20 protein-coding genes, 1 tRNA gene and 3 pseudogenes are annotated in these 26,383 nt (G+C 62.3%); 12 read left to right on the forward strand and 12 right to left on the reverse strand.

Going from position 1 to position 26,383, the window contains the following annotated elements:
• Window positions 1-82: 82 nt before the first annotated feature.
• Window positions 83-1,287: pseudogene (locus FHS06_RS08890) on the reverse strand (IS3 family transposase); the annotation flags it as partial.
• Between FHS06_RS08890 and FHS06_RS08895 the strand changes: the two are divergent.
• The 4 genes and pseudogenes from FHS06_RS08895 (at window position 1,286) to FHS06_RS08910 (ending at window position 5,192) form a co-directional block, all read left to right on the forward strand.
• Window positions 1,286-1,651, forward strand: coding sequence for an RHS repeat-associated core domain-containing protein (locus FHS06_RS08895; RefSeq protein ID WP_167048529.1), 366 nt, complete (start codon window positions 1,286-1,288; stop codon window positions 1,649-1,651). The pseudogene FHS06_RS08890 and the gene FHS06_RS08895 sit on opposite strands and share 2 nt — an antisense overlap.
• Window positions 1,652-1,922: 271 nt before the next feature.
• Window positions 1,923-2,150, forward strand: a complete 228-nt coding sequence (locus tag FHS06_RS08900) for a hypothetical protein (protein WP_167048531.1) — start codon at window positions 1,923-1,925, stop codon at window positions 2,148-2,150.
• A 243-nt stretch (window positions 2,151-2,393) separates the two neighbouring features.
• Window positions 2,394-3,872 (forward strand): RHS repeat-associated core domain-containing protein, encoded by a 1,479-nt coding sequence (locus FHS06_RS08905; protein WP_167048533.1) that lies wholly within the window; start codon window positions 2,394-2,396, stop codon window positions 3,870-3,872.
• A gap of 313 nt (window positions 3,873-4,185) precedes the next feature.
• Window positions 4,186-5,192, forward strand: a pseudogene (locus FHS06_RS08910) (IS3 family transposase).
• Between the two features lie 44 nt (window positions 5,193-5,236).
• Here the strand turns inward: FHS06_RS08910 and FHS06_RS08915 are convergent.
• From FHS06_RS08915 to FHS06_RS08925, 3 genes and pseudogenes are all read right to left on the reverse strand, one after another.
• A pseudogene (locus FHS06_RS08915) lies at window positions 5,237-6,393 on the reverse strand (IS3 family transposase).
• Between the two features lie 190 nt (window positions 6,394-6,583).
• Window positions 6,584-6,659 (reverse strand) — tRNA-Lys (locus FHS06_RS08920).
• Between the two features lie 105 nt (window positions 6,660-6,764).
• Window positions 6,765-7,430, reverse strand: coding sequence for a fasciclin domain-containing protein (locus tag FHS06_RS08925; protein ID WP_167048535.1), 666 nt, complete (start codon window positions 7,428-7,430; stop codon window positions 6,765-6,767).
• Between the two features lie 161 nt (window positions 7,431-7,591).
• On the opposite strand from FHS06_RS08925, the gene sigK reads away from it, so the two are divergent.
• The 4 genes from sigK (at window position 7,592) to FHS06_RS08945 (ending at window position 10,671) form a co-directional block, all read left to right on the forward strand.
• Window positions 7,592-8,194, forward strand: a complete 603-nt coding sequence (gene sigK, locus FHS06_RS08930) for an ECF RNA polymerase sigma factor SigK (protein WP_182486478.1) — start codon at window positions 7,592-7,594, stop codon at window positions 8,192-8,194.
• A complete protein-coding gene (locus FHS06_RS08935) occupies window positions 8,191-8,934 on the forward strand; it encodes an anti-sigma factor (protein ID WP_167048537.1) in 744 nt (247 codons plus the stop codon). The genes sigK and FHS06_RS08935 overlap by 4 nt, the downstream gene beginning before the upstream one ends.
• 52 nt (window positions 8,935-8,986) lie before the next feature.
• The gene (locus FHS06_RS08940) at window positions 8,987-9,625 is read left to right on the forward strand and encodes a DNA-directed RNA polymerase subunit beta (RefSeq protein WP_167048539.1); all 639 of its coding nucleotides are present in this window, start codon (window positions 8,987-8,989) and stop codon (window positions 9,623-9,625) included.
• Between the two features lie 161 nt (window positions 9,626-9,786).
• The gene (locus FHS06_RS08945) at window positions 9,787-10,671 is read left to right on the forward strand and encodes an aminodeoxychorismate lyase (RefSeq protein ID WP_167048541.1); all 885 of its coding nucleotides are present in this window, start codon (window positions 9,787-9,789) and stop codon (window positions 10,669-10,671) included.
• Window positions 10,672-10,683: 12 nt separating this feature from the next.
• Here FHS06_RS08945 and pstB read toward each other — a convergent pair whose 3' ends face one another.
• The 4 genes from pstB to FHS06_RS08965 all read right to left on the reverse strand — a co-directional run bounded on the left by pstB (window position 10,684) and on the right by FHS06_RS08965 (window position 14,782).
• On the reverse strand, window positions 10,684-11,463 hold the full coding sequence (gene pstB, locus FHS06_RS08950; RefSeq protein ID WP_167048543.1) for a phosphate ABC transporter ATP-binding protein PstB: 780 nt from the start codon (window positions 11,461-11,463) through the stop codon (window positions 10,684-10,686).
• A 19-nt stretch (window positions 11,464-11,482) separates the two neighbouring features.
• Window positions 11,483-12,580, reverse strand: a complete 1,098-nt coding sequence (gene pstA / locus FHS06_RS08955; protein ID WP_167048545.1) for a phosphate ABC transporter permease PstA — start codon at window positions 12,578-12,580, stop codon at window positions 11,483-11,485.
• A complete protein-coding gene (gene pstC, locus FHS06_RS08960) occupies window positions 12,580-13,536 on the reverse strand; it encodes a phosphate ABC transporter permease subunit PstC (protein ID WP_165143403.1) in 957 nt (318 codons plus the stop codon). Before pstC ends, pstA begins: the two co-directional genes overlap by 1 nt.
• Before the next feature lie 142 nt (window positions 13,537-13,678).
• Complete coding sequence (locus tag FHS06_RS08965; protein WP_167048547.1) at window positions 13,679-14,782, reverse strand: phosphate ABC transporter substrate-binding protein PstS; 1,104 nt, start codon at window positions 14,780-14,782, stop codon at window positions 13,679-13,681.
• Between the two features lie 158 nt (window positions 14,783-14,940).
• Between FHS06_RS08965 and FHS06_RS08970 the strand changes: the two genes are divergently transcribed.
• Window positions 14,941-18,888 carry a Pls/PosA family non-ribosomal peptide synthetase gene (locus FHS06_RS08970; RefSeq protein ID WP_167048549.1) on the forward strand — a complete coding sequence of 1,316 codons (3,948 nt, stop codon included), beginning with the start codon at window positions 14,941-14,943 and terminating at the stop codon, window positions 18,886-18,888.
• Complete coding sequence (locus FHS06_RS08975) at window positions 18,885-20,216, forward strand: M1 family metallopeptidase (protein WP_243845428.1); 1,332 nt, start codon at window positions 18,885-18,887, stop codon at window positions 20,214-20,216. Before FHS06_RS08970 ends, FHS06_RS08975 begins: the two co-directional genes overlap by 4 nt.
• Here FHS06_RS08975 and FHS06_RS08980 read toward each other — a convergent pair.
• The 3 genes from FHS06_RS08980 to FHS06_RS08990 are packed head-to-tail and all read right to left on the reverse strand — an operon-like array spanning window position 20,155 to window position 23,862.
• Window positions 20,155-20,754 (reverse strand): 4'-phosphopantetheinyl transferase family protein, encoded by a 600-nt coding sequence (locus FHS06_RS08980; RefSeq protein WP_167048551.1) that lies wholly within the window; start codon window positions 20,752-20,754, stop codon window positions 20,155-20,157. The two genes, FHS06_RS08975 and FHS06_RS08980, sit on opposite strands and share 62 nt — an antisense overlap.
• Before the next feature lies 1 nt (window position 20,755).
• Complete coding sequence (locus FHS06_RS08985; protein ID WP_167048553.1) at window positions 20,756-21,694, reverse strand: NUDIX hydrolase; 939 nt, start codon at window positions 21,692-21,694, stop codon at window positions 20,756-20,758.
• Window positions 21,691-23,862 carry an RNA degradosome polyphosphate kinase gene (locus FHS06_RS08990; RefSeq protein WP_167048555.1) on the reverse strand — a complete coding sequence of 724 codons (2,172 nt, stop codon included), beginning with the start codon at window positions 23,860-23,862 and terminating at the stop codon, window positions 21,691-21,693. The genes FHS06_RS08985 and FHS06_RS08990 overlap by 4 nt, the downstream gene beginning before the upstream one ends.
• 136 nt (window positions 23,863-23,998) lie before the next feature.
• Here FHS06_RS08990 and FHS06_RS08995 point away from each other — a divergent pair, with 136 nt between their 5' ends.
• Window positions 23,999-25,249: an MFS transporter gene (locus FHS06_RS08995; protein ID WP_167048557.1), complete on the forward strand. Its 1,251-nt coding sequence runs from the start codon at window positions 23,999-24,001 to the stop codon at window positions 25,247-25,249.
• Between the two features lie 32 nt (window positions 25,250-25,281).
• Here the strand turns inward: FHS06_RS08995 and FHS06_RS09000 are convergent, their stop codons facing one another.
• Window positions 25,282-25,980, reverse strand: coding sequence for a winged helix-turn-helix domain-containing protein (locus tag FHS06_RS09000; protein WP_167048559.1), 699 nt, complete (start codon window positions 25,978-25,980; stop codon window positions 25,282-25,284).
• Window positions 25,981-26,092: 112 nt separating this feature from the next.
• Between FHS06_RS09000 and FHS06_RS09005 the strand changes: the two genes are divergently transcribed.
• On the forward strand, window positions 26,093-26,383 hold the full coding sequence (locus tag FHS06_RS09005) for a hypothetical protein (protein WP_167048561.1): 291 nt from the start codon (window positions 26,093-26,095) through the stop codon (window positions 26,381-26,383).

The raw sequence follows: 26,383 nt of genomic DNA on the forward strand, positions 1-26,383 counted from the left end.
GATTGTCTTGATCTTGCGCTCAGATCCGCTAGGTGAAGCGCCCCAGGTTTTCTGCCGCTCCTATGCGGGTTGCGGCTCTCGGGTGAAGCCTACGAGTGTTGTACCAGTCGACCCAGCCGGCGGTCGTGAATTCGACGTCTGCGATGGTCCGGTAGGGGCCGTCGTGAAATACGGTGGTGCGGATGCACTCGGTCTTGTAGAGCCCGTTGATCGTCTCCATCAGTGCGTTATCAAACGCGTCGCCGACAGACCCGATCGAGGGCGCGATGCCATCGAGCGCCAGCTTCTCGGTGTAGGCCAGCGAAACGTATTGAGACCCGGCATCCGAATGTGCCCGCAGCTGCTCGGGCTGGACCGGGTGCCCATCACGCGCTCGTTCCCAGAGGGCCATGCGCACCGGGATCATCACCAGCTCAACCTGTTTGGTGGTCTGTGCGTGCCAGGCCACGATGCGTTGCGAGTAGACATCGACGATGAACGCGACGTAGACCCAGCCCGCCCAGGTGCGGCAATAGGTGAAGTCCATGACCCAGGTGTGATCCGGCCGGGGCGCGGTGAAGTCGCGGTTCAGCAGGTCGCCGGCACGGACCCCGTCCTTGGCGGGGATCGTGGTGCGGATGCTCTTGTCGCGGCGGATGCCCGACAGCCCGAGGCCTCGCATGGCCCGGTCGACCGCGCCACGGGACGCGCCGGGGATCGTGGTGCGGCGGATCAGCGCGGTCATCTTCCGCCGCCCGTAGAGGCCCTCGGGAGTCAGCACGCGACGCATCGTCCCGTTGCGTTCGACAATGGTCCAGGCCGCGGCGCGGACAGCGTCCTGGACCTGCGCGTCCGTGATCGTCCGCGCTGCGACGATGCCTTGCCGGTGGGCTCGGTAGGTGCGCGCGGCGATCTTCACGCCCTGCGCGTGCAGGACCCGGATGATCGACTCGACCGCGTGACCTTCGGCTCTCATCGTGTCGATGAAGCCCAGCATCAACGGTTGCGGGGGTCGAGTTCCCCCGCGAAGAAAGTCGTCGCAGCTCTCAGGATCGCGACATCCTCCCGCAGGCGACTGTTCTCGGCCTTGAGCCGCTTGATCTCGGCATGCTCGACGCTGGTGATCCCGTCGCGGGTGCCGTCGTCGATATCGGCTTGCAGCACCCACCGGCGCACCGACTCGTGGCCCACGCCGACCTGGCGGGTAACGGCCGCTGACGCGGCCGTCAACGAGGGATACTCCGAACGATGCTCGCGCACCAGCCGGACAGCGCGCTCACGGAGCGCGGGATCGATCTTCTTCGGCATGACATACATCCTTCCAACTCAAAATGATGCGGCATCAAACCTGGGGCGCTTCAGAGCCCGCTATTACGATCCGGCGCTCGGGCGCTTCACCCAGACCGACCCAAGCGGGCAAGAATCCAACCCTTACGTCTATGCCGCGTGTAACCCCACAAACTCGAGTGACCCAACGGGATTTGCGACATGCGCGGGAGCCGCTGCCGCTTTGGTCGCGAGTACCGCACTCGTAGCCGTGAGCTTCGTGGGCCTCATCGCGATTGGAGCTTCAGGAAACGTTCTGCTTTCGGGCGTTATTGCTTCGACGCTGTTCGCCTACGGCATCGCACGGACCGTCTATTACGCTGCCAATGCGGTGCGGGCATGTTGAGGAAAGCGACTAGGTGGATCTGGCTGTTGATCCCCGTGGCAGTAGGGGCGGGCATCTTTCTCGTTGCATGGAGTCCGGATCCGGCTAGTGCAGCTCTAGACCTCGTGTGGGTAGCAGCAGTGGTCGGCCTCCTTACCTATCTTTCCGTCTCATCTCGGCGCAAGGATCGGAAAGACGACGAACACCCTGACGCGTGACACGGGTGTCGGCGGCGAGCGAATCCTCGGCACCGTGATAGCGCTTGCAGAACTGGTGAAGGAGCGCCCCATCTATGTCGATCGCGCAGCTTCGTAGGTGGAGCATATTTCTCTGGGCGCTGAGCTTCGCCTTCTCCATCGCGGTATTACTGTTGATGACCGCGGTTGCCACAGGTGTCATTGCCGAGATGAATAGCGGGATCTTCGGTCTGATCGTCGTAGCGATGTCAGCGGGACTCGCAGTGACGGTCATATCGCTAGTTCTGACAACAAAATACCTTCGAAGATCGAGGCTTAGGTGAACGAATATCGAGACTGCGCCAGTCACGTTGGGCGGTTCAGGCCTGTGGTCAGGAGTCGCTCGTGAGAGCTGTTCTGGTCATCTCGGCGCTGTTCATAGTCACCAGCGTTGTTACGCTGATCGTCGCGCCCGAGGCGAGACTTTGGGGTCTCATTCTCCTTACCTCATGGTCGATCATCTTCCTGATAACCCTGGTGCGATCTGTGCGTGCAGGACGAGCGAGTAGGCGAGTCGGGAAATCGACTTGACCAGCGAGGTCAGCTACGAGTACGACGACCTCGGCCGGATCACCCTGCAGAAATACCCGGATTACGAGCATGAGTACACCTACGACGGTGTCGGTAACATGCTGACCTTCACCGACGGCGCCGGCACCGTCGCCTACGCATACGACGATTCCAACCAGCTCACCTCCATTCGGGAACCCGGCGGCACCTGCCCCGCAGCCGGGTTCCCCGCCGCGAACTCCGGGTGTGTGCTGCTGGAGTACGACGACAACGGCAACGAAACCAAACGCATCTACCCCGCCGGCGCCCACACCGACACCACCCGCGACGCGGCTGGCCGACCCACCCGGATCACCGCGAAAGCCGCCGACGGAACCACCGCCGTCGACATCGGATACAGCTACGCCGCCCCCGGATCAGGCGACGACCGGACAAACATCCAAACCCGCACCTCCCACAAAGAGGAAGGCATCATCGCGGGAGCGGTAACCACCTACAGCTACGACTCCCGCAACCGACTCACCGAAGCCGACGAAAAAGACGGGTCAACCGTCACCGCGGCCTGGACGTACGGGTACGACAACGCCGGCAACCGCACCACCCAAACTCGCGTCGGCGACACTGGAGAACCCGCCGGCACCATCGACTACACCTACAACGATGCCAACCAAATCACCGCCACCACCGACGACACCACCACCTGGACCTACGACAACGCCGGCAACCAAACCCGCAACGGCCAAACCGGCCAAACCATCACCTACAACGATCAACGCCAAGCCACCACCATCAACGGCACCACCCAGGAATACTTCGGCGGCGGCAACACCGACCGCCAATCCTCCGGCACAACCGATTACGAGAATGGTGCCCTCGGCACGATGCAGGCCTCAGACTCAGGGGCGGCTAACAAGTTCACACGTTCTCCTGACGGCGCCGGCATCAGCTTTGGTGCGACAACTCGGCACTACTACGTTGCCGACCACATCGGCTCACAGGTGGGTCTGTTCGACGGGACGGGCACCGCCATAGGCGGATATTCGTATAGCCCATACGGCGAGGAACGCTACACGGGCACCAATACACCGCTTGAATCCAACACGCTCCGCTACATCGGACAGCACCAGGACAGCACAGGGCTCTACAAGCTCGGGGAGCGCTACTACGATCCGAGCACGGGTCGCTTCACTCAGATGGACCCGAGCGGTCAGGAAGCGAATCCCTTCCTCTACGCTGAAGGCAATCCAACAAACTGGAGTGACCCCAGCGGGCTAGCTGTTGATTGGCGGGAAGTGGGGTATCAGACGACTGCGGTGGCCTTCGGACTTGTCTTTTCGGGCCTTCTTGGTGTGGGTGCCGCGCCGCTGTGTGTGACCGTCGTGGCCTGCATCGGTGTCGAACTGCTCGCAGCGGTCGGCGGCGGAATGCTCGGGGATGCTTCTGCATCCATCCTTTGGGGACGCGAGTACAGTGCCGGAAGTATGTGGGGCCTTTGACGACATCTCACAGGTGGCGATTCGGAATGCTTGCTGCCGGTATTCTCGCAATACTCGCCTCAGTACTGCTTGCCATTAGCGTCGAGGTGGAACCGCTATTCATCTGGTGCCTGAGGACGGCAGGTTTTGCTGCACTGCTCCTTTCGCTTGTACTGGCATGGATGCCCCACCGGCAATCAGGCATAGACGAAGACGAAGAGCCAACCGCTCCAGAGGGCGAATCACCTAGCGAGGCAGATGGCTAGGGCGTGAGGAACGGATCGGTGACGACTGATCGCCAGTGCCGGGAGGCGCTGGCGGGGAGGACGTCATCATGCCTGGTCCTTTTCCCAGAGAATTCAGCGAGGGCGTTTCCGCGGTCGCTCGTCGCCGTGAGAGCGGCGGCGTATCTGTCGCAGGCGAATCTGAAACTCGGTGGCTCCCCAAAATGACATACCCGCTCGTATCTGAGCTCGCCGAAGCGGCGATCCCCGTCCCGGTGTCGTGCCGCGTCCTCAAACTCGCAAGACAGCCCTACTACCGGTGGCGCAACGCTCCGATCCGGGACGCGGACATCCTCCGCGCGCATCGCCTCAACGCACTTCATGACGCGCACCACGACGGCTCGACGTTCGGACACCGATACCTGGCCGGCGAGGCCCGGCGGGCCGGGTGGCGAAAGAGCCGACGGACGGCATTGAAACTGTGCTCACAGGCGGGATTTTCTCGTCCGCGCAGCGCCACCGGCGCGGGAAGGAGAAGAGCGCGGGTCCGCCGGTATTCGATGACCATGTGGAGCGGGTCTTCCGCGCCGATGCCCCAAACAAGCTCTGGCTCACGGACATCACGGAGCATCGGACGACTGCTGGAATCCAAGCGAGTGAGGGCAAGCTCTACTGCTGCGCGATCAAGGACGTGTTCTCCAACCGGATCGTCGGCTATTCGATCTCGGACGGGATAACGGCGAAGATCGCCGGTAACGCCGTCCGCAACGCCGTCACCCGCCGAGGCGACGTCGCCAGATGCATTCTGCACGCTGACAGACGCAGACAGTTCCGACGCCGTGCCATGGCGCGCGAACTACGCCGCCACGACATGATCGGCGCGACGGGACGCCTCGGCGCCGACGGAGACAACGCCGCCATGGAATCGTTCTGGTCGCTTCTGCACACGAACGTGCTGAACCAACAATGATGGGCCACGCGCCAGGAGCTTCGCCTCGCGATCGTGGTCTGGATCGAGCGGAAGTATCACCGGCAACGGGCCCAGGACGCTCTCGGCGAGTTGACGCCCATCGAGTTCGAAGTCAAACCAACCGAGTCGTTCACACTCGCGGCCTAAACCGAAACTGACCTCCCCCGCGTTTTTGGTTCCGGTGGTGGTGACTAACCGGCGGCGAGGATGTTGTTCTCTCTGAGTGTCTCGTATTTGATCGGGGTGCGGTAGCCGAGCGCCGAATGTCGGCGTTGCCGGTTGTGGAAGATCTCGATGTATTCGAAGATCGCGTTGGCGAGTTCGACCCTGGTGTTCCACCTCTTCCGGTTCAGGAGTTCGATCTGCATCGAGGACCAGAAGCTCTCCATCATCGCGTTATCGAGCCCGTCACCGACGGAACCGAACGAGGGCAGGAGCCCTGCCGAGCGGATCTTCTCGCCGAAGACCCAGGAGGTGAATTGGGTTCCGTGATCGGCATGCACGATCCCTCCGGGTTCTGGCCGGCGGTTCCGGACGGCCATGTCGAGCGCGTTCACGACGAGAGCGGAGTCTTGCTTGGAATCGATCGACCAACCGATGATCCGGCGGCTATAAGCGTCGAGGACGGCGGCGCAATAGAGCCATCCTTCCCGCGTGCGATGTTGCGTGATATCCGTGACCCAGAGCTCGTTCGGACGAGCCCTGGCGAACTTCCGGTTCACGAGATCACCGACGGTGACCACGCCACGGAGCCGTTTGGTGCGGATAGGGCCTGGGAGCGCGTAGATGCCGGCGAGACGCATCAGTTTGAACACCGTTCTGCCGCTGACGCTCACTCCCATCGCCATCGTCAGCTCCGCATGCACCCGCCGATACCCGTAGGTGCCGCGGGACGCGACGTGAACCTCCCGGATCAGGCCGGTCAGCCATTGTCGGCGCAGCTCGGATTGCGTCATCGGCTTTCGCTTCTGCCGGTAATAGTGCTGCCGGGCGACTCCGAGAACCCGTCAGCAGCGATCGATCGGAATCCCGGCGTCGGCGAGACGGTCGATCACCGGGAAGAGTCTTTTGGGCGGGGACGCTCCTCGTCGAGGAACTTCGCCGCTTGCCGGACGATGAGGAGTTCGGTCTCGAGATCGCGAATGCGTCGGCGGGCCTCGCGCAGCTCCGCGGACTCCGACGTCGGAACTCCGGGCCGGCGGCCGTTGTCGATGTCGTCCTGGCGGATCCAGTTCGACAGGGTGACGGCATGGATACCAAGCTCGAACGCGGTCTGCTTGGCTTGCTTACCGGCCCGCACCAGCGCTACAGCGCGGGCACGGAACTCCGGCGGATAGGGACGGGGCATGATGATGAGCCTTCCGGATCAGGCCACCAATTAGCCACCCAAACTGGAACCTATTCCGTGGGGCAGGTCAAACTGTCACCAGCTCGTTCCTCACGCCCGAACAGTTCCCTAAGGTGTTCAGAAACCGACGCGCTTGATGCACAACCTTCCAACCTCTATCTCAGGGTTGTTGGTTCGAATAAGGCAGATGTGGTGGGCCCGGTGGGGCTCGAACCCACGACCCGCGGATTAAAAGTCCGATGCTCTACCGACTGAGCTACAGGCCCGTACCGGACTATCTTACTTGCCTTCGGCACTGCTCGTGACAAAGCGGCGGGGCCGCTGGCATCTGTTGAGAGATGTCAGCGGCCCCGCCGCTTAAAGGTGTTTAATTACTCGGCCGGGGGCATGAGTACCGTGTCAACGAGGTACACAACCGCGTTAGCGGTCTGTACTCCACCGCAGATAACCATCGACTCGCCGTTGACCATGAGATCGTCACCGCTGCCGGTCACCTCAAGGGTCGAGCCCTGAACTGTGTCGTGGGTACCGACGATGTCGGCGGGCTCGATCTCACCGGGAACCACGTGGTAAGTGAGGATCGATGTCAGCAGGTCGCTGTCGGTGGAAAGTGTGTCGATCGTCGCCGAGTCAATCTTGGCGAACGCGTCGTCAACGGGTGCGAAGACTGTGAACTCGCCACCGTTGAGTGTGTCGACGAGGTTGACGTCGGGGTTCAAGCCGCCGCTCACAGCTGCAGTCAGCGTGGTGAGGATCGGGTTGTTCGAGGCAGCGGTCGCTACCGGGTCTTCAGCCATTCCGGCAACCGAACCCGAACCATCGGGAACAGCAGCGTCGTAGTCGGCGCAACCGGCACCGACGAGGTTCGCGTACGCGTCAGACGACATTGTCTCTTCGGCCATCGGCGTCGACGAGTCCATCGGCTCCGATGACGTGTCGTCGGTGGTGCTCCCGGCGCCGGAACAAGCCGACAGTGCGAGTGCGCCAACAAAGGCGAGTGAGAGTCCGGCGCTGATTCGAGTCTTGGTGCTGAGCATGACTTCCTCCGTATGTGTGGTGCTCGCCGCTGTCTGCGACGTTCATAAGGTCTTCGAGACCCTCGTCGAATCGGATGGAAAGTTTTTTAAATCGGATGCCGCGGCCCGTATTCCTGTGTCAATCCCGGGGCGGCGATTCATATCTGCACCGGGTGTAAGGCATGCTGGTTCTCATGGTGATTGACGGCCTCGACGTACCCGAAGATTCGGGCGCCTCAGTCGATCACGTGGCTGAGCTTTTGCTGGCTGTAGCTAAGGGCGATCAAACCGCTTTTGCTCGCCTCTACGACATGATCTCTTCGCGCGTGTTCGGTCTTATCCTGCGTGTGCTCGTTGATCGATCGCAGAGCGAAGAGGTGCTCCAAGAGGTGTTCTTGGAGATCTGGCAATCCGCAAGCAAGTTCGCTCCGAATAAAGGCCAAGGAAGATCGTGGGTCTTCACGATGGCACACAGACGAGCTGTTGACCGTGTGCGGTCAGCGCAGTCAAGTGCTGATCGTGATGTGCGTGCGGGATTCAAAGATATGGGCGTCGCACATGACGGCGTCTCGGAGGAGGCGGAGTTGCGCATCGAAGGACGTCGGGTGGCCCAAGCTGTCTCGACGCTGCCCGAAGCACAACGAGAAGCTCTGACTCTTGCCTACTACGGCGGGTACAGTCAAAGCGAAATTTCAGCCCTCGTCGGGGCTCCGCTTGGAACAATCAAGACGAGAATGAGAGACGGCCTCACCAGGCTGCGAGCAGAAATGGGGGTGACATCGTGAACCGAGAAGAATTTGCTGAACTATCGGCAGGACACGCGCTTCGCGCGCTGTCACCCGAAGACCAGACTGCGTTCGATCACGCTCTCGCAGCGCACCCCGAATGGGCGGATCTCGCCACCGACGACATCATCACGGCGTCAGCGCTCGCCGATGCGACCCCGGCGGTCTCTCCACCGACTGCTCTTCGATCTGCGCTTCTCGCGCAAATCAACTCAGAGATACCTCTCGCGGTGACCGAATCGCAGGATGCTGCGGCACCTTCTCGCCCAGCTCGTGGGCGCTGGGGTTCTCGGGCGTGGTTCGCGCTCGCGGCATCCCTCGCTCTTGTTTTGGGTATCGGAAGCGGTGCCGTGTACGTCTCGCAGCAGCTCAACACGCCACCTGCGGTCGTGGCGCTTGATCGCATCGAGCAAGCGGACGATGCGCAGAGCGCGATGACAACCCTCGACGATGGGGGAGAAGCGACACTTCACTGGTCGGTTTCGCAGGGTGACGCGGTACTCGTCTCTGATGGTCTGCCGACTCTTACCGAAGAGCAGGCTTTTGAGCTCTGGTATGTGCGCGACGGTGAACCGATCGCGGCGGGTGTGTTCGACGCATCCGGTGGTGAAGCGACGGCTCTGCTCAGCGGGGAAATGCACGAGGGCGACATCATCGCCGTGACGGTGGAAGCTTCGGGTGGTTCACCCGATGGCCAGCCCACGTCAACTCCGATCATTGCGATCGAAACCGGAGCGTAGTTCGAATCTGGGCAGCGAGATCGCTGGCGAGATTGGCGAGTAGCCTTGATCGATGAGTGATGAGTCGAGGGAATTTCACAAACCCATTCGCCGGCCCGCAGAGCTCTTTGATCGACTGTTTGCCGCCGACGACCCCGCAGAGGTCTCTCGCGTCGCTCACAGCACCGCAGCGGCCCTCCTGTCGCGTGTGCGCGAAGATCCAGAGGCTAACGTCGTCGAACGCCTGGTCGCTTTCACGCGCGATCACGGCATCGACGACATCGCAGAACTGTGGTCGCGATCGCCAGCCCGCTCGTTGCCGGGTAGCCTCTGGCGCCTCTACCTCGTGCAGCTCATGATCCACGAGGACCCGCACACAGCAGCGCTTCTCTACGAACGAGGCCGAACCGACGAGTCGACTGCCGACGAAATCGTCGCGGGAGCCCCCGCACCCGCGGGCCCCGAAGAACTCGTGGCACTCATCGACCTGATCATGCGGGGCATCTTTCAGGGAGATTTCGCCGTCGCCCTTGAGCGCGCCTCGGCTTTTTGTCGTCTAGAGGCATCGGGAGCCGCTCATCTTGCCGACGATTATGACGCGACAGAACCGGAGCGCGCGTCAGCATTTACCACGCGTGCACTTCGCCTCACCACGTACGCGACAGATCTCGCGGCTTCTGCGATGCTCTGGCGACGCGATGCGCTCACGTAGAGCGAGCTGAGAAGAGAAAAATAAGTGCCGGGCCGCAGAACGCCTCTCGGCGCGAGGCCGCTCGAAGCGGCAGAGTATGGAGCCCGGGGTTACTGCGGCCCGACTATTCAAGTGTAACAAGCGCAGGGCAACGAGCATTCCTTCCGGCGTAGGGTGACGGTATGTCTTGGCGTTTTGCTCTGCTCATTGATCCGCTCGCAGCTGACGTTTCGCTGCCCGGCTACGGCCACACTTTCGAGGTGGTAGACCCAAGCGCGCCAGCGCTGAGCGTCGGTGAACTGAGTACCCAACGCGGCGACGGCATCTTTGAGTCGATCGGCGTGATCAACGGTCATGCCCAAGAGGTTGACGCGCACCTCGAGCGTCTCGAGCACTCTGCTCGCCTGTGCGATTTGCCGGCGCCTCACCTTGCACAGTGGCGCGAGGCCATCGAGGTCACCGCAGCCGTATGCCCAGAGGGCGAGTGCGTGATCAAACTCATCCTGAGTCGCGGCATCGAGCATGGCCCCACACCCACAGCGTGGGTGACTGCGGCCGAAGCGCCCAACAACGCTCCGGTGCGAGTGAATGGTGTGCGAGCCGTCACGCTCGATCGTGGGCTCGACAGCGGCGCATCTGAGCGTGCTCCGTGGCTCTTGCTGGGCGCCAAAACGCTTTCTTATGCCGTCAACATGGCAGCCCTCCGCGAGGCGAAACGCCAAGGGGCGGATGACGCGATCTTCGTTTCGTCCGACGGCATTGTGCTCGAGGGGCCCACATCGTCGGTGATTCTGCGCTTCGGCGACAGGTTCATCACACCTCAGCCGGGAGCTGGCATCCTTCATGGCACAACGCAGATGAGTGTTTTTGAGCACTTGACGGCACGGGGTCACGAGGCGACGTACGAAACGATCACGGCAGCAGAGCTCGAAGAAGCGGATGCTGCGTGGCTCGTCTCGAGCGTGCGACTGGCAGCTCCGGTTTCTGCCCTGAACGCAAAAAAACTCGTGATGGACGCCGAGTTCACGGCATCCATCAACGAGTATTTGCTTTCGCCTCGCGACTAGGCGTTTCGGGGTTTATCCGAAGCGGCCCGAGACGTAGTCTTCGGTGGCCTGTACGGCGGGAGTCGTGAAGATCGCCGACGTGTCGTTGTACTCGATGAGCTTGCCGGGCTTGCCGGTGCCGGCGATGTTGAAGAATGCCGTTTTCTCGCTCACGCGCGAAGCCTGCTGCATGTTGTGAGTGACGATCACGATCGTGTAGTCGTTCTTCAGCTCGCCGATCAGCTCTTCGATCGCGTAGGTCGAGATGGGGTCAAGGGCCGAGCAGGGCTCGTCCATCAGCAGCACATCGGGGGAGACTGCAATTGCGCGTGCGATGCACAGACGCTGCTGCTGACCACCGGAGAGTCCCGATCCCGGGCGCTCGAGGCGATCCTTCACTTCGTTCCAAAGGTTCGCACCCTTCAGCGAGTTCTCCACGAGTTCATCAGCGTCTGACTTCGAGATGCGCTTGTTGTTGAGCTTCACGCCCGCGAGCACATTGTCGCGAATCGACATCGTGGGGAAGGGGTTCGGACGCTGGAAGACCATTCCTACGTCGCGGCGCACGGCAACCGGGTCGACACCCGGGCCGTAGAGGTCGTCACCGTCGAGCAGCACTTCGCCTTCGACATAGGCGCCGGGGATCACCTCATGCATACGGTTGAGGGTTCGGAGGAATGTCGATTTGCCGCAGCCGGACGGGCCGATGAATGCTGTGACGGATCGGGGTTCAATCATCAGCGACACGTCTTCTACCGCGAGGAAATCGCCGTAGTACACGTTGAGGTCGTTGACTTCGATGCTCTTAGACACGGGGGCTCTTTCTTTCGGTTCAGCGACGGCCGGTCTTGGGGGAGAACAGCTTCGCGACCATTCGCGCAGCCAAGTTCAACACCATGACGATGAGAATAAGGGTGAGAGCGCCGGCCCATGCGCGGGCGACGGACTCGTCGGGGGATGTGCCCTGGTTCGCGTACTGGTTGTACACGTATACCGGCAGGGTCATCATGTTGCCGTGGAAGAGGTCAAGGTTAAGGCTCTGCGTGTACCCGGCGGTGAGAAGCAGTGGGGCAGTCTCACCGATAACACGAGCGATGGCGAGCATGATGCCGGTCGTAATACCCGCGATCGAGGTGGGGATCACGACCTTGAGAATCGTGAGCCACTTCGGCACGCCTAGCGCGTACGCGGCTTCACGAAGCTCGTTGGGAACGAGGCGCAGCATCTCTTCAGATGAGCGCACGACAACGGGAATCATGAGCACGCTCAACGCGATAGCTCCGATGATTCCCATTGAGATGCCAGGTCCGAAGAACAGCGCGAAGACTGCGTAGGCGAACAGACCGGCAACGATCGAGGGGATGCCGGTCATCACATCGACGAAGAAGGTGATCGCCCGAGAAAGCCGGCTGCCGGTGGAGTACTCGACGAGATAGATCGACGTCATGAGGCCGATCGGTACCGAGATCACAGTTGTTGCGGCCGTAATGAGCAGCGTGCCGTAGATGGCGTGGATCGCGCCGCCGCCGGCGCCCACGATATTCCGCATGCTGGAGCTGAAGAACTCGACGTCGAAGCGTTGTACGCCCTCGACGACGACCGTGTACAGCAGCGAAATGAGCGGCAGGAGAGCCACGATGAATGCTGCAGATACGACGGCGGTGACGACCCTGTCAGCGGCCTTACGGCGGCCTTCAACGATGCTCGACAGCACGCCAATGGCGATGACGAACAACAAAGTTCCGAGGAACACGGCGGCCGTGATGTTGAAGTTCTTGATCGGCTGGCCGACGTTCAAAATCGCAAAGACTGCGAACGTGATCAGCCATGAGGCGCCGAGAACCGTCCACGGTACTGACCTGGGCAGCTTGCCGCTCGTGAGGGAGTTCACCGACTTCACTGGGGAAGCGGTGGCTGTAGCAGTCGACATCAGTTTGCTCCCGAGAATTCGGAACGGCGGTTAACAATCCAACGGGCAAGAGCGTTGACCGCGAACGTGAGTACAAAGAGCACGAGGCCGGTCGCGATCAAGACGCTGACGCCGTCGCCGTAGGCCTCGGGGAACGACAGCGCGATGTTCGCGGGGATCGTCGTCGGGTTTGTGGCTGTGATGAGTTCGAATGTCACGGCTCCGGATACCGAGAGCACCATTGTGACGGCCATGGTTTCACCCAGGGCGCGGCCGAGGGCCAGCATCGCGGCCGACACCATGCCACCGCGAGCGAAGGGAAGCACCGCCATGCGGATCATCTCCCAGCGGGTCGCGCCGAGCGCGAGGGCTGCTTCTTCGTGAAGCTTGGGGGTTTGCAAGAAGACCTCACGGCAGATCGCGGTCATGATCGGCAGCACCATGATTGCCAGCACGAGGGCAGCGGTAAGAATTGTGCGACCTGTGGCTGACACCTGTCCGCCGAACAGCGGGATCCAGCCGAGGTACTCATTCAGCCACGCGTAGAACGGCTGGATGAGCCCCGCGAAAGTAACGCCGCCCCAGAGGCCGAAGACCACGGAGGGGACAGCCGCAAGCAGGTCGATGATGTAGCCGAGGAACGACGCGATCCGGCGCGGCGCGTAGTGCGAGATGAAGAGCGCAATGCCGATGGCAAGGGGTGCGGCGATGATCAGCGCGAGGATCGACGCCCAGATGGTACCGAAGACGAACGGGCCGACGTAGGCCCAGAACGACTCGCCCTTGAGGATGGGGTTGGCCTCGGGGTCGCCCGTGAAAGCAGGAATGCTCTCGGCGACGAGAAAGACGGTAACGGCGGCGAGAACAACCAGGATCGTGATTCCGGCGGCAACAGCGGTGCCAGAAAAGACAAGGTCGCCAGGCCGCCGGGGTGCCTTCGGTTTACTTCGCGGCTTGGTGTCCTTCGCCGTAGTCATCGCCATTCAAGCTTCCTTTGTGTGGAGTCCGATCGGGCTCAGCACGAGCCCCGGTGTGAAAAACGCCGAGGCTCCTGCAGAACCTGCCCAGCTCGGAGTGTAACGAGTGCCCCGAGCTGGGCAAGGATTCAGCGGGACTAAATTACTTGATCAGCGCGATCGCGGACTCAACCTCGGTACGCAGGCTGTCGGAGATCGGAGCCGAACCAGCGTTCGACGCTGCGGCATCCTGACCCTCGGGGCTTGCGATGTACGAGAAGTACTGCGACACGAGGTCAGCAACGCTCGAGTCTTCGTACTCGACGCAACCGATGAGGTAGCTCACGAGAGCGATCGGGTAGACGCCGGCTGCGTCGGTGGTGCGGTCAAGCTCGATAGCGATGTCGCCGTCGCTGCGTCCTTCAACCTCGGGCGAAGCGTCAACGAGCGCGGCAGCCGCCTCGGGCGAGTAGGAGACGAACTCTCCACCAACCTCGATAGCAACGGTGCCGAGGTCGCCGGCCTGCGAAGCATCGGCGTAACCGATCGTTCCCTGACCACCGGTCACGGCAGCAACGACACCGGAGGTGCCCTGTGCGGCCTCGCCGGAGTCGAGGGGCCATTCGCCGTCAGCCTCGTAGGTCCACACGTCGGGTGCGACAACGTTGAGGTAGTCGGTGAAGTTCTCGGTGGTACCCGAGTCGTCCGAGCGGTGCACGGGCGAGATCGCGAGGTCGGGCAGCTCAACACCCGGGTTGAGGTCAGCGATCGCTGCATCGTTCCAGTTGGTGATCGTGCCGGCGAAGATGCCAGCGACGGTCGCGGCATCCAGGTCGAGCGAGTCGATGCCATCGAGGTTGAAGATGATCGCGATCGGCGAGATGTAGAGCGGGAGCTCAACGATGCCAGCGGCACCGTCATCTGCACACGAAGCGAAACCGCCAGCGGCGATCTCCTCGTCGTTGAACGCACGGTCAGAACCGATGAAGTTGCTGGCGCCGGCGATGAAGTTCTCGCGGCCCGTTCCCGAACCGGTGGGCTCGTAGTTGATGGTGACGTCGGGGTTTGCCGTCTGGAACGCGGCGACCCAAGCTTCCTGAGCGGCCGTCTGCGACGAGGCTCCCGTTGCCGAGAGGGTGCCCGAGAGCGTTGATGCGCTTTCGGAATCGGTGGCGCTGCCGCCGCCTTCGTTTGAGGCGCAGCCGGCGAGAGCGAGAGCCGCGACAGCGGCGAGGGCGCCCACCTGGGCGATGCGGTTGATCTTCACTGTGAATCCTTCACAAATCAGGGTGGTGTGACCCGGTGCAGGGCACGCCCCGACGGTAGACACGAACTCTTACGAGAGTGCGCTGCAGGGGTGAACGGGAGGTGAACGGCTCCTGTGTATGCCAGATTGGGGCTCATGCAGAAAATAGTGTGATTGACATGCCTCACCTTCCCGACGTGGCGCAGCCTGTGCTGGATGCTGCCTCCCTCGCCCCCAAGGCCCGCACGCTGATGGATGTTCTCCATGAGACTGCAGCGCAGTTTCCGGAGGCATCCGCTCTCGATGATGGCTCCGGCGCGCTGAGCTATCGCGAGCTGCTGGCGCACGTTGGCCGCACCGCTGCTCGCCTCTACGACGCGGGCGTTCGTCGTGGTGACCGCGTGGGCGTTCGTGTGGCTTCGGGGTCGAAAGAGCTCTACATCTCGATCCTCGGCATTCTTGCGGCGGGCGCCGCCTACGTCCCCGTAGACGCCGATGACCCCGATGAGCGCGCGCGCCTCGTCTTTGGTGAGGCAGCAGTGAAGGGCATCATCGTCGGTTCGGGCGACTACGTGTCATCCGACGGCGACGCTGTAGAAGACGCGGAGTCACTGTTTTCGGGAGACGCACCGCATCCAGCGACGCAATCGATCGTGACTGTTTCTCCGCCGGAGCCGACCGACGATGCGTGGATCATTTTTACCTCTGGTTCAACAGGTGTACCCAAAGGTGTCGCTGTGACGCACCGCTCAGCAGCGGCCTTTGTCGACGCGGAGGCGGGCCTTTTCTTGCGCGATGCGCCTCTCACCGCCGGCGACCGTGTGCTGGCTGGCCTGTCTGTCGCATTCGATGCTTCGTGTGAAGAGATGTGGCTCGCATGGCGAAACGGGGCGTGCCTCGTGCCGGCTCCACGTGCCCTGGTTCGTTCGGGCGAAGACCTTGCGCCATGGCTGCTGCGCCAGGGGATCACGGCAGTATCAACTGTGCCGACTCTGGCCGCGATGTGGCCCTCGAACGCAATTGAGAACGTAAGGCTGCTGATTTTCGGTGGCGAAGCATGCCCACCCGAACTTGCCGCGCGGCTCGTTTCAGAGGGGCGCGAGGTGTGGAACACCTACGGCCCCACCGAAGCAACTGTCGTCGCGTGTGCTGCTCTTCTTGATGGCAGCGTGCCAGTGCGCATTGGCCTGCCTCTCGACGGTTGGAGCCTCGCTGTCGTCACTACCGAAGGCCTTCCGGTCAACGAGGGCGAGACCGGCGAATTGATCATCGGTGGGGTGGGGCTTGCCCGCTACCTCGACCCCGCAAAAGATGCCGAGAAGTACGCGCCCATGCCTACTCTCGGCTGGGAGCGCGCGTATCGCTCCGGCGACCTCGTGCGCTACGACACTGAGGGGCTCGTTTTTCAAGGCCGCGCAGACGATCAAGTAAAGGTGGGCGGTCGACGCATCGAGCTCGGCGAGGTCGAATCTGCTCTGCAAGACCTCCCGGGGGTCGCTGCGGCGACGGCGGCTGTGCGCACAACGGATGCCGGTGTCTCGGTGCTCGTCGGATACCTCGTCGCCGACAACCCTGCTGCCGGATTCGACGCCTCGTCTGCACGGATGACGCTGTCGGAGCGCCTTCCTGCCGCGATCGTGCCGCTTCTCGCGCTCGTCGATGAGTTGCCGGTGCGGACATCGGGAAAAGTCGATCGCGCAGCACTGCCGTGGCCGCTTCCGGGCATCGATACCCCCGTGGCTGGCCTCACCCCGGGCGAAGCCTGGCTCGCCGAGCAGTGGCAGGCCGTGCTGGGTGTGCCCGTGCCGGGGCCCAAAGCTGACTTCTTCGATCTCGGTGGTGGGTCACTTGCCGCGGCGCAGCTCGTTTCGCGGATCCGCCAGCGTGTGCCGGAGTTTGCCGTCGCCGACATCTATGACGTACCGCGGCTTGGCGCAATGGCAAAAGCGCTGGGTCCGCTCGTTTCCGATGACGACGCTCACTTTCATGAACCGCTCCCCACGCCCAGACGGATGCAGTGGCTTCAAACTCTTTTGGGCATCCCGTTGTTTGTGCTCACCGGCATCCGCTGGTTGTTGTACGTGCTGACGGCCTCAGCTGTGCTTCAGCCCTTCGGCGGATTCGACGTGTTGCCCACGGTGCCGTGGCCCGTGCTCGTCGTGGGCCTCCTGGTGTTCGCGACGCCGTTCGGCAAGATGGCGATTGCGGCGGGCTCCGCTCGACTGCTGTTGCGGGGGGTCACCCCCGGCGACTATCCGCGCGGCGGGGGAGTGCACTTGCGGTTGTGGCTCGCCGAGCAGATCGCTGACCAGATCGACGCCGTCGGTCTCGCCGGCGCGCCCTGGGTGAGTTACTACGCTCGTGCGTTGGGCGCTCGTATCGGCCGGAACGTCGACCTGCACACTCTGCCGCCCATCACGGGAATGCTCCGCATCGGAGATGGTGCGTCGATCGAACCCGAGGTTGACCTCTCGGCGTATTGGATCGACGGCGACCTCGTGCGCATCGGCGAAGTCCGGATCGGCGCTGAAGCGACCGTTGGTGCACGCAGCACTCTTGCTCCGGGTACCCGTATCGGCCAGCGTGCCGAAATCGCGCCAGGTTCTGCGGTTTTCGGCCGTGTTCGAGCTGACCAGTCGTGGGCGGGATCACCCGCGGTGCGAGTGGGCGGCACTTCGCGCGGCTGGCCCGACCAGCACGCGCCAGCGACGCACCGCTGGCTGTGGGCATATGCCGCATCCGCCATGGGACTCGCTCTGCTGCCGGTGATCGCATTCGCGTGTGGCGCTGCGGTACTCGCGCTCGGGATGCGCGGCGCTGCCACTCTTTCCGATGCCGCGCTCGCCGCAGCGACCTGGCTCGTGCCAGCAACACTTCTTACGGGTCTCGTCTTTGCGGCAGTCGTTGTGGTGCTTGTGCGTGTGCTTTCGCTCGGCCTCCGCGAGGGCATCACCCCGGTGCGCAGCCGAATCGGGTGGCAAGCCTGGTCTATCGAGCGCTTGCTCGACGCATCGCGGGTCATTCTGTTCCCGCTCTACTCGAGCCTTTTCACCCCGGTGTGGCTCCGGATGCTCGGAGCCTCGGTCGGTCGCGATGTTGAGGCATCCACGGTGTTGCTGCTTCCGTCGATGACGCGCATCGATGACGGCGCGTTCCTCGCTGACGACACGATGGTCGCGACCTACGAAATGCGTGGGGGTTGGGTGCGCATCGGTCACGTGCGGATCGGCAAGCGCGCGTTCCTCGGTAACTCCGGCATGGCCGCCCCCGGCCACCGCGTGCCGAAAGACAGTCTCGTAGCGGTGCTTTCTTCAGCGCCGTTCAAAGCGAAGGCTGGGTCATCATGGCTCGGCTCTCCGGCGGTGCGCCTTCGTCGCGTGTCAGCGACCGGAGATCAGACGCGCACGTATCAACCAACCGGCGCGCTCCGGGCAGCTCGGACGCTGTGGGAACTCTGCCGCATCGTGCCCGTCATCGTCACGTATGCCCTCGGGCTCGCCGTGCTCTTCACCTTCGCCGCTCTTGTGACCGCATGGGGGATCGGGTGGGCGATCGCGCTTTCGGGCATCGTCATGCTGATCGCGGGGGCCATTGCCGCGGCGATCTCGGCGGCGGCGAAGTGGGCAATCGTTGGTCCGATCCGGGCGGGCTCTCATCCGTTGTGGTCAAGCTTCGTCTGGCGCACCGAGGTTGCCGACACCTTTACTGAGATGGTCGCGGCGCCCTGGTTCGCTCGGAGCGCCGCCGGAACCCCCGCGTTGGCCGTGTGGCTGCGAGCGCTCGGGGCCAATATCGGCCGCGGTGTCTGGTGCGACAGCTACTGGCTGCCGGAGCCAGACCTCGTGACTTTGGGTGATGGATCAACCGTCAATCGAGGCTGCGTTGTGCAGACGCACCTTTTCCATGATCGAATCATGAGCATGGACACCGTTGAACTCGCGCCGGGGGCAACCCTCGGGCCTCACAGCGTGATCCTTCCTGCCGCTGTCATCGGGGCCCACGCGACCGTGGGCCCCGCTTCCCTCGTTATGCGAGGAGAAACCGTGCCCGTGGGGTCGCGCTGGAGTGGAAATCCGATCGGGCCATGGCGTGCCGTCAAAGCGCGCGCGTACCAATCCACCTCATGAGCGACGACCTCATGAGCGACGACGAGCACGAAGACTACGCGCCGCAAAGCGGCGATCTCGCGTTCGATGTGGAGTCTTACGATCTTGATCTGACCTACCGGGTGCGAACGAATCGGTTACAGGGCACCGCTGTGCTTTCAGCGGTTGTGCGGCAACCGACGCGCGTGTTTTCGCTTGATCTCATTGGGCTCCGCGCATCGCGGGTGCGTTTTGACGGCGAAAAGCACACGAAGTTTTCGCAAGGAGCACGAAAGCTTCAGATCAGCGCTCATCGAGAGCTGCGGGCCGGCGAGCGATTCTCCGTCGCGATCGAGTACGCGGGTTCTCCCGGCCCGCGACATTCGCGCTGGGGAACGATCGGTTGGGAAGAGCTCGACAACGGGGCGCTTGTTGCCAGCCAACCGGTGGGTGCACCCACCTGGTTTCCCTGTAACGACCGACCTGATAACCGCGCCACGTACGCGCTGAGTATCGCGGTCGACGCCGAATACACCGTCGCCGCGACCGGCGTGCGTGCAGACGTCGCTCGCAAGGGTGGCATGGTCGTATCCCGATTCCGGAGCGATGTTCCGACAGCGACGTATCTGCTCGCGCTGCAGATCGGTACCTATACCGCTTCGCCGTTCGATGTGCCGGGTGGGCTTACCGGCGAGCTCTACACGGCGCCAGCCCAGCGCGCTGCAGCGGCCCGAGCCTTTGCCGACGTGCCACAGATGCTGAGTGCTTTTGCGGATGCCTTCGGGCCATACCCCCAGCAGCACTGCACGCTCGTCGTCACCCCCGACGCGCTGGAGATACCGCTCGAGTCGCAGGGCATGGCCGTGTTCGGGTCAAACCATCTGGCCCCCGACAGTGAGCGTCTCGTCGCGCACGAGCTTGCGCACCAGTGGTTCGGCAACAGTGTCGGCATCGGGCAGTGGCACGATATCTGGCTCAACGAAGGATTCGCGTGCTACGCGGAATGGCTTTGGCTCGAGGCATCCGGTCGGCAAACGGCAGACGCGAGCGCGCGCGAGCACTACCGTCAGCTGCGCGGCGAGCCGCAAGATCTCGTCATCGCCGACCCGGGGCCTGATCTGATGTTCGACGATCGTCTCTACAAACGCGGCGCACTCACGCTGCATGCATTGCGCACATTGCTGGGAGACGCAGCATTTTTCGATCTGCTTCGCGAGTGGGCCGCGGATAACCGCCATGCGCTCGTCGACACAGATGACTTTCGGATGCTGATCGCTCGCTACTCGCCGCGCCACGGCGGCGCGACCCTCAGCGCATGGATCGACCAGCCGTCACTCCCGAGCTTCCCGCGGCGATACAGGTCGATCTAATAATCGCGCCGTTCTGAGTCGCACGCTCATACGTTGCAATACCAATTGCGATTCCCGCTGGGCCCGGAAAGTCCCAACCCTGAAATGCTCCGGATCCCGGGACAACCGCTGTCCACGCGTCCGCGTCGCCGGTGACCTCGACGCTGCGCGGATCAACACGCAGCCCTCGACCATCTGCTTTGAGGGCCGCTTCGACGCGCACCCAATCAGTGACCGTCGCTGACGCACGGCCTAGCGCTCTCGCGTACCCTTCGCGTGAGCGGATCGGATCGTCGGTAGCTTCGGCGTCGATTCCGAGCGATGCCACTGAGCGACTGTCCGCAACCGCCACGATCGCGAGTCCGCCGGCGTAAGAGACGCTCGCGCAGAGCGCTGCCCCTGAAATACGAACCGGACCATGATCACCGCCACAGCGAGCGCATCCCGTCGAAATGCGGGCCGAATCGCCGATGAGTCCGCCCAACAGCAACCACGCGGCATCCCGACGGCTGCGGCGTTCGGGCGCCGGCCCCCACGCCACCCGAACGTCAGAGCGCACGTCAGCCCTTTGGTACGTGAGTCTCAATCGCGATGATTCCGGAACCGGGGTTCGTGGCAGAAATATGAGCCACCGAGAACCCCGCGAGATCAAGCGCTGCCGCCGCACCGATGTATGAGCCAGCGACAGTACCTGTCGTCATCGCGATTTCATTGAGCACATCGGGCATGACCGGTCGGTGGCTACAGAGAACAGCGGCTTTTCGAGATCGCACTCGCTTGCTGATGACGCTTCGAGGATCCGCGGTACCGGCTTCCCACGCATCCTGGCTCAGTTCGGCAGTGGACGTAACTTTGATCCCCAGAGAAGCGGCAAGCGGCGCCACAGTATCGAGGCATCGGCGGGCATCGCTTGAGACGATACGACGGATGCCGAAAGCTCGCAGAGCCCCGACAATCGACTCTGCCTGTCGCGCACCGCGCGCCGTCAGTGGACGACCGCTGTCGATTCCTGCCCACGAATCACGTGGCAACGCCTTCGCGTGCCGAAGCGCGATGATCGGGAATGTCTCCAAAACGCCGTCATTGACGAATTTCAGAAACTCCTCGAGAATCTCGACATCAGCGGGGTAGCTCACCTGCGCGATAGCCTTCTTTGGGCTCAGCCAGGTCAGCGCTGAAATCTCCTTGTTCGGTAAGAACTCTGAAGCTCTGATTGCCTCATCGGTGGCATGCGCTGCCCAGTAGTGCACGATCTTCTTGCGTCCACTCGGCAGGTGGTACGTCGCGACGCCCACCGGAATCCCGAGAGACGTCCGGATGCCGGTCTCCTCGTGGATTTCTCGAACGGCAGTCTCCGCGAGCATCTCGCCAGGATCCACTTTGCCCTTCGGCAACGAAAGATCGCGGTACTGCTCTCGACTCACAAGAAGCACCCGTAGCTTGCCGTCGACAAGGCGCCACACGACGCCCCCGGCGGCGTATACAGCCGTAGCCGTCATCGAATAGCTCGCGCCCGTGCGCGACGCTGGCGTCGAAGCGCAGCCATCGTTTTGTCTTGGAGATCCTCGAGCGGTTTACCTTCGGCGTCAGTATTGTGGCGTGTCCACTTGCCGTCGGAACCGAGCCACCACGAGCTGGTTTCTTCGCTGAGCGCCTCACTGAAGAGTGACCCCAGATCCGCGATCTGCGTCGGCTCGACGATACGCACGAGAGCTTCGACACGGCGGTCGAGGTTTCGGTGCATCATGTCGGCGCTACCGATATAGACCTGCGGGTCACCATCGTTCTCGAAGCAGAAAAGTCGAGAGTGTTCCAGATACCGACCAAGGATGCTGCGCACAGTAATGTTCTCGCTCATCCCCGCAACACCGGGGCGAAGGCTGCAAATACCGCGCACCCACACGTCGACTGGCACGCCCGCTTGGCTTGCGCGGTAGAGCGCATCGATGATCTGCTCATCAACCATCGAGTTCACCTTGATACGGATGCCAGATGGGCGCCCAGCGAGAGCGTTCGTTCGCTCTTTGTCGATGAGTCGAACGAGACCCTTTCGCAAGTGCAGCGGGGCGACGAGCAGCCGCTTGAACTTCTTTTCGATCGCGTAGCCACTGAGCTCGTTGAAAAGACGAGTGAGGTCCCGGCCCACCTGGTTGTCAACCGTAAACAGGCCGAAGTCTTCGTAGATGCGGCTGGTCTTCGGGTTGTAGTTACCGGTTCCGACGTGGCTGTAGTGGCGCAGCACGTTGTCTTCTTGGCGAATAACGAGTGCGAGCTTGCAGTGAGTTTTCAATCCCACGAGGCCGTACACAACGTGGACGCCGGCTTTTTCAAGCTTGCGAGCCCACACGATGTTGTTCGCTTCGTCGAAGCGCGCCTTCACCTCAACGAGTGCTAGTACCTGCTTGCCAGCCTCAGCAGCATCGATGAGCGCTTGCACGATAGGGCTATCGCCCGAGGTGCGATAGAGCGTCTGCTTGATGGCAAGCACGTGCGGATCTTTCGCCGCCTGCTCGAGGAACGCCTGCACGCTTGTTGCGAACGACTCGTAGGGATGGTGCACGAGCACATCTGCCTTGCGGATAGCGGTGAAGAAATCTACCCGCTCGTTGTTGTCGCCAGGCTGAAACGCTGCCGCCGTAGTGGGAACGTGGGCTGCATAGTGCAAATCCGGGCGTTCGATGCGTGCGAGGTCAAATAGTCCACGCAGGTCGAGCGGTGCGGGAAGTCGATAGACCTCTTGCGTCGTGATGCCGAGCTCATCAACAAGTAGCTTGAGCGTCAGCTCATCCATGTCGTCGGCGATCTCGAGCCGGATGGGAGGACCGAACCGTCGGCGCATGAGTTCGGCTTCGAGAGCCTGAATGAGGTTTTCGGTTTCGTCTTCTTCGATCACCATGTCTTCGTTCCGAGTGAGTCGGAAGGCGTGGTGGTCGAGAATCTCCATTCCCGGGAACAAGTCCGCAAGGTTGTTGGAGATGAGATCTTCGAGGGGGAGATACCTCACCCGATCGCCCTCGCGCAGCACCTCGACGAAGCGGGGGAGCATCGGAGGCACCTTCAAGCGCGCGAACTCTTGCCGCCCTGTCTTCGCATTACGGATGCGGATGGCGAGGTTGAGGCTCAGACCAGAGATGTAGGGGAACGGGTGTGCCGGATCGACGGCGAGCGGCATCAGAACCGGAAAAACCTGGGTCTGAAAGTATTCGTACAGACGAGCACGATCCGGATCCGAAAGCTCATCCCAGCGCACAACGTCGATGCCTGCGTCAGCGAGTGCCGGTCGCACGAGGTTTCGCCACGCGTCAGCGTGGCGCATCTGAAGCGTGTGGGCCTCTTGTGAAATATCGGCCAAAACATCCTGGGGCGCACGGCCCACATTCGTAGGCACGGCAAGCCCGGTGACAATTCGCCGCTTGAGTCCGGCGACGCGCACCATAAAGAATTCGTCGAGGTTGCTGCCGAAAATCGCGAGGAAATTGGCGCGTTCGAGCGCCGGAAGATGAGGGTCCTCGGCAAGCTCGAGAACGCGCTGATTGAACGCGAGCCAGCTCAGCTCGCGATCAAGATATCTGTTCTCGGGCAGCTCTGAGTCGCGTGATTCGTCGACGCCATCGAAGTCGTCGTCGTCTGCGTCACCAAGACCGGTGTCCAATGCCTCGTGGATCATCCCCTCATCATGACATTCAGAAGTGACCGCTGTGTGAACTCTCACACGGATACTCATGCTGGTACTGTCGCTTCAGATCGATTGAACGGGCCAAGGCGTGATCCGGGTGGGGGACGCGTCAGAAAATAGGTCTGTCATGTCTGAAAACGACACCACGCCACCGTTATCCAAACAACGAGGCTTAACGAGCTACCAAGCACTTCCTCAGCGAGTCGGTTGGGCTTACCTCGCGGCGACGACATTTGGTCGGTTGCCGATGGCGATGGTGCCGCTGGCCATCCTCACCCTTGCGACATCTGCCACAGGATCGATCGCTATCGGCGGATTTGCGGCATCCGCGGCTGCGATCGGTGAAGCAATTGGTGCACCCGCGAGCGGCTACCTCGCTGACCGTTGGGGGCAGCGAGGCGTTCTGCTTGGCGGCGTCGTGCTTCACGTCACGTTTCTTGTCGTGCTGGTTATGACCGCAGGGGTGGGGCCCGACCCGACAACGGTCGCTCTCGCTGGTGCTGCCGGGCTCACGCTTCCGCAGGTGGGTGCGCTATCGCGCGCTCGGTGGATGGCCGTCGCAGATGATGATCTGCCCGCAGCATTTGCTTTTGAAGGCGTTGTCGACGAGCTTGCCTACATTTTCGGACCCGCAATCGTAGGAATTCTCGCGGTCGTACTCGCGCCACAGGCCGCAGTGATCGTCGCGGGAATTCTCGTCGTCGTGTTCGTGACGCAGTTTGCTGTGCACCGCACGCACCGACTCGTTCCACGGCGTCGTGATTTTCAGAACGACACGCCGACGGATGACGCAGCCCCCGCCCCCGCGGGCCGCAGATTTCTCGTTGCGGTGTCTTTCACCGGAATGCTCGCGATGGGCATGTTTTTTGGGGCTTCACAGACGGGTCTCACAGCGTTTGCCGAAGAGATCGGTATTCCGGACGCCGGAGCGCTGCTCTACGCGGTGATGGCGGTCGGTTCTGCGGCCACGACAATCGCCATGGTGTGGCTCCCGGCGCGCATCGGGCTCTGGACACGCTGGTGGATTGCTGGTGTCGGAATGAGCGTGGGAGCGACACTGTTGTTGCTGGCGCCCGGACTCGGGTTTGTGCTCGCGGCGGCAGTTTTCGCGGGGCTTTTTCAGGGCCCGCTGTTGCTTACGATCTTCACCGTCACCGGATCTGTTGTCGTAAACGGCCGAGCAGGGATCGCCATGACGCTCGCGGCAAGCGGCGTCGTGATCGGAATAGCCGCTGGCGCGGCTATCGCGGGCGTATGGGCAGAACAGAGCGGTTCGCACGGAGCATTTGCGCTCGTCCTTGCAGCGTCTGTTGCTCTCGCGGTCATCGGACTTGCGATGGCAGTTGCAGCTCGCGTACGCACGCGACTTGCGCGCTGAGCGTCAGTGTTTCTCTAAGCGCGCGTGCTTCGCTACGCGTCGGAGCGTTCCTTGCGCGCTGGAACCTGATCTTCTTCGTACACGTTGAAGCGATAGCCGACGTTTCGCACAGTTCCGATGAGCTGCTCTAGGTCGCCGAGCTTTGCCCGCAAACGACGAACGTGCACATCGACGGTGCGAGTGCCACCGAAGTAGTCGTATCCCCATACTTCGCTGAGCAGCTGCTCGCGAGTGAAAACGCGCGAAGGGTGGGTGGCGAAGAAGTGGAGGAGTTGGAACTCCTTGTATGTGAGATCGAGCGGCTTGCCGTGCACCTTTGCTGAGTACGACGACTCATCGATCGTGATGCCCGATGTCTGAATGCGGCTGGAAACCTGTTCTTTTGTGACGCGTCCAATGGCGAGACGGATTCGCGCATCAACTTCAGCGGGGCCCGCTGTGACGAGAATGACGTCGTCGACACCCCAGTCGGTTGATACCGCGGTGAGGCCGCCCTCCGTGACAACGAGCAACAACGGCGCGTCGAGACCTGTCGTATTGAGAATTTTGCACAAAGACTTTGCGCCGACAAGGTCAAGACGCGCGTCGACAAAGATCACATCGGCGCTCGGTGCGTTGACCAACTGCGCGGGTTCCGCAGGAATTTGCCGCACGCGGTGACTCAAGAGTTCGAGCGCGGGCAGGATCGGACCGCCGCCATGTGCGGAACTGAGTACAAGAAGCTGTGCCAAAGAGTCCTCCCGGCCGCGGTGAACCGCGTCGTGCCCTTATCTTAGGGGCTGACAAGTGCACGCCGGCGTCTCCGGCGTTCCACCAGCGCAGCGCATGCCCCACAATAGATGCATGTCAGCGCCCGTCCTCGCCCCACGCCGACCGCTCGGTGGCATCGTTACCGTTTGGATCGCTGCTGCCATCGCGGGACTTGCGATTGGATTCTTCGTCCCCCCAGAGCTGCGCTCCGCGTGGACGTTGGTCTCGCTGGGTGGTGCGATCATCCTGTCGTTTATCGTCCAGCTTTGGTACGGGCAAACCCAGCGTTTTATTCAGCGCACGTCACTCTCAATACTCGGGTCTCTTATCGTCTTGGGAATCATCAGTGCCGTGTTCGCGCTTGCCGCCCTCATCCCGGCTTAG

Source organism: Microbacterium halimionae (assembly GCF_011761265.1).
GTDB lineage: Bacteria > Actinomycetota > Actinomycetes > Actinomycetales > Microbacteriaceae > Microbacterium > Microbacterium halimionae.

Bases quoted from the DNA above. Each gene is read 5' to 3' on its own strand.
- FHS06_RS08975 (WP_243845428.1), top strand. From the start codon at position 18,885: ATGAGCGACGACCTCATGAGCGACGACGAGCACGAAGACTACGCGCCG.
- FHS06_RS08945 (WP_167048541.1), top strand. From the start codon at position 9,787: ATGTCTTGGCGTTTTGCTCTGCTCATTGATCCGCTCGCAGCTGACGTT.
- pstC (WP_165143403.1), bottom strand. From the start codon at position 13,536: ATGACTACGGCGAAGGACACCAAGCCGCGAAGTAAACCGAAGGCACCC.
- FHS06_RS08895 (WP_167048529.1), top strand. From the start codon at position 1,286: ATGACATACATCCTTCCAACTCAAAATGATGCGGCATCAAACCTGGGG.
- FHS06_RS08925 (WP_167048535.1), bottom strand. From the start codon at position 7,430: ATGCTCAGCACCAAGACTCGAATCAGCGCCGGACTCTCACTCGCCTTT.
- FHS06_RS09005 (WP_167048561.1), top strand. From the start codon at position 26,093: ATGTCAGCGCCCGTCCTCGCCCCACGCCGACCGCTCGGTGGCATCGTT.
- FHS06_RS08970 (WP_167048549.1), top strand. From the start codon at position 14,941: ATGCCTCACCTTCCCGACGTGGCGCAGCCTGTGCTGGATGCTGCCTCC.
- FHS06_RS08985 (WP_167048553.1), bottom strand. From the start codon at position 21,694: ATGACGGCTACGGCTGTATACGCCGCCGGGGGCGTCGTGTGGCGCCTT.
- FHS06_RS08995 (WP_167048557.1), top strand. From the start codon at position 23,999: ATGTCTGAAAACGACACCACGCCACCGTTATCCAAACAACGAGGCTTA.
- pstA (WP_167048545.1), bottom strand. From the start codon at position 12,580: ATGTCGACTGCTACAGCCACCGCTTCCCCAGTGAAGTCGGTGAACTCC.
- FHS06_RS08900 (WP_167048531.1), top strand. From the start codon at position 1,923: ATGTCGATCGCGCAGCTTCGTAGGTGGAGCATATTTCTCTGGGCGCTG.
- sigK (WP_182486478.1), top strand. From the start codon at position 7,592: ATGCTGGTTCTCATGGTGATTGACGGCCTCGACGTACCCGAAGATTCG.
- FHS06_RS08990 (WP_167048555.1), bottom strand. From the start codon at position 23,862: ATGATCCACGAGGCATTGGACACCGGTCTTGGTGACGCAGACGACGAC.
- FHS06_RS08940 (WP_167048539.1), top strand. From the start codon at position 8,987: ATGAGTGATGAGTCGAGGGAATTTCACAAACCCATTCGCCGGCCCGCA.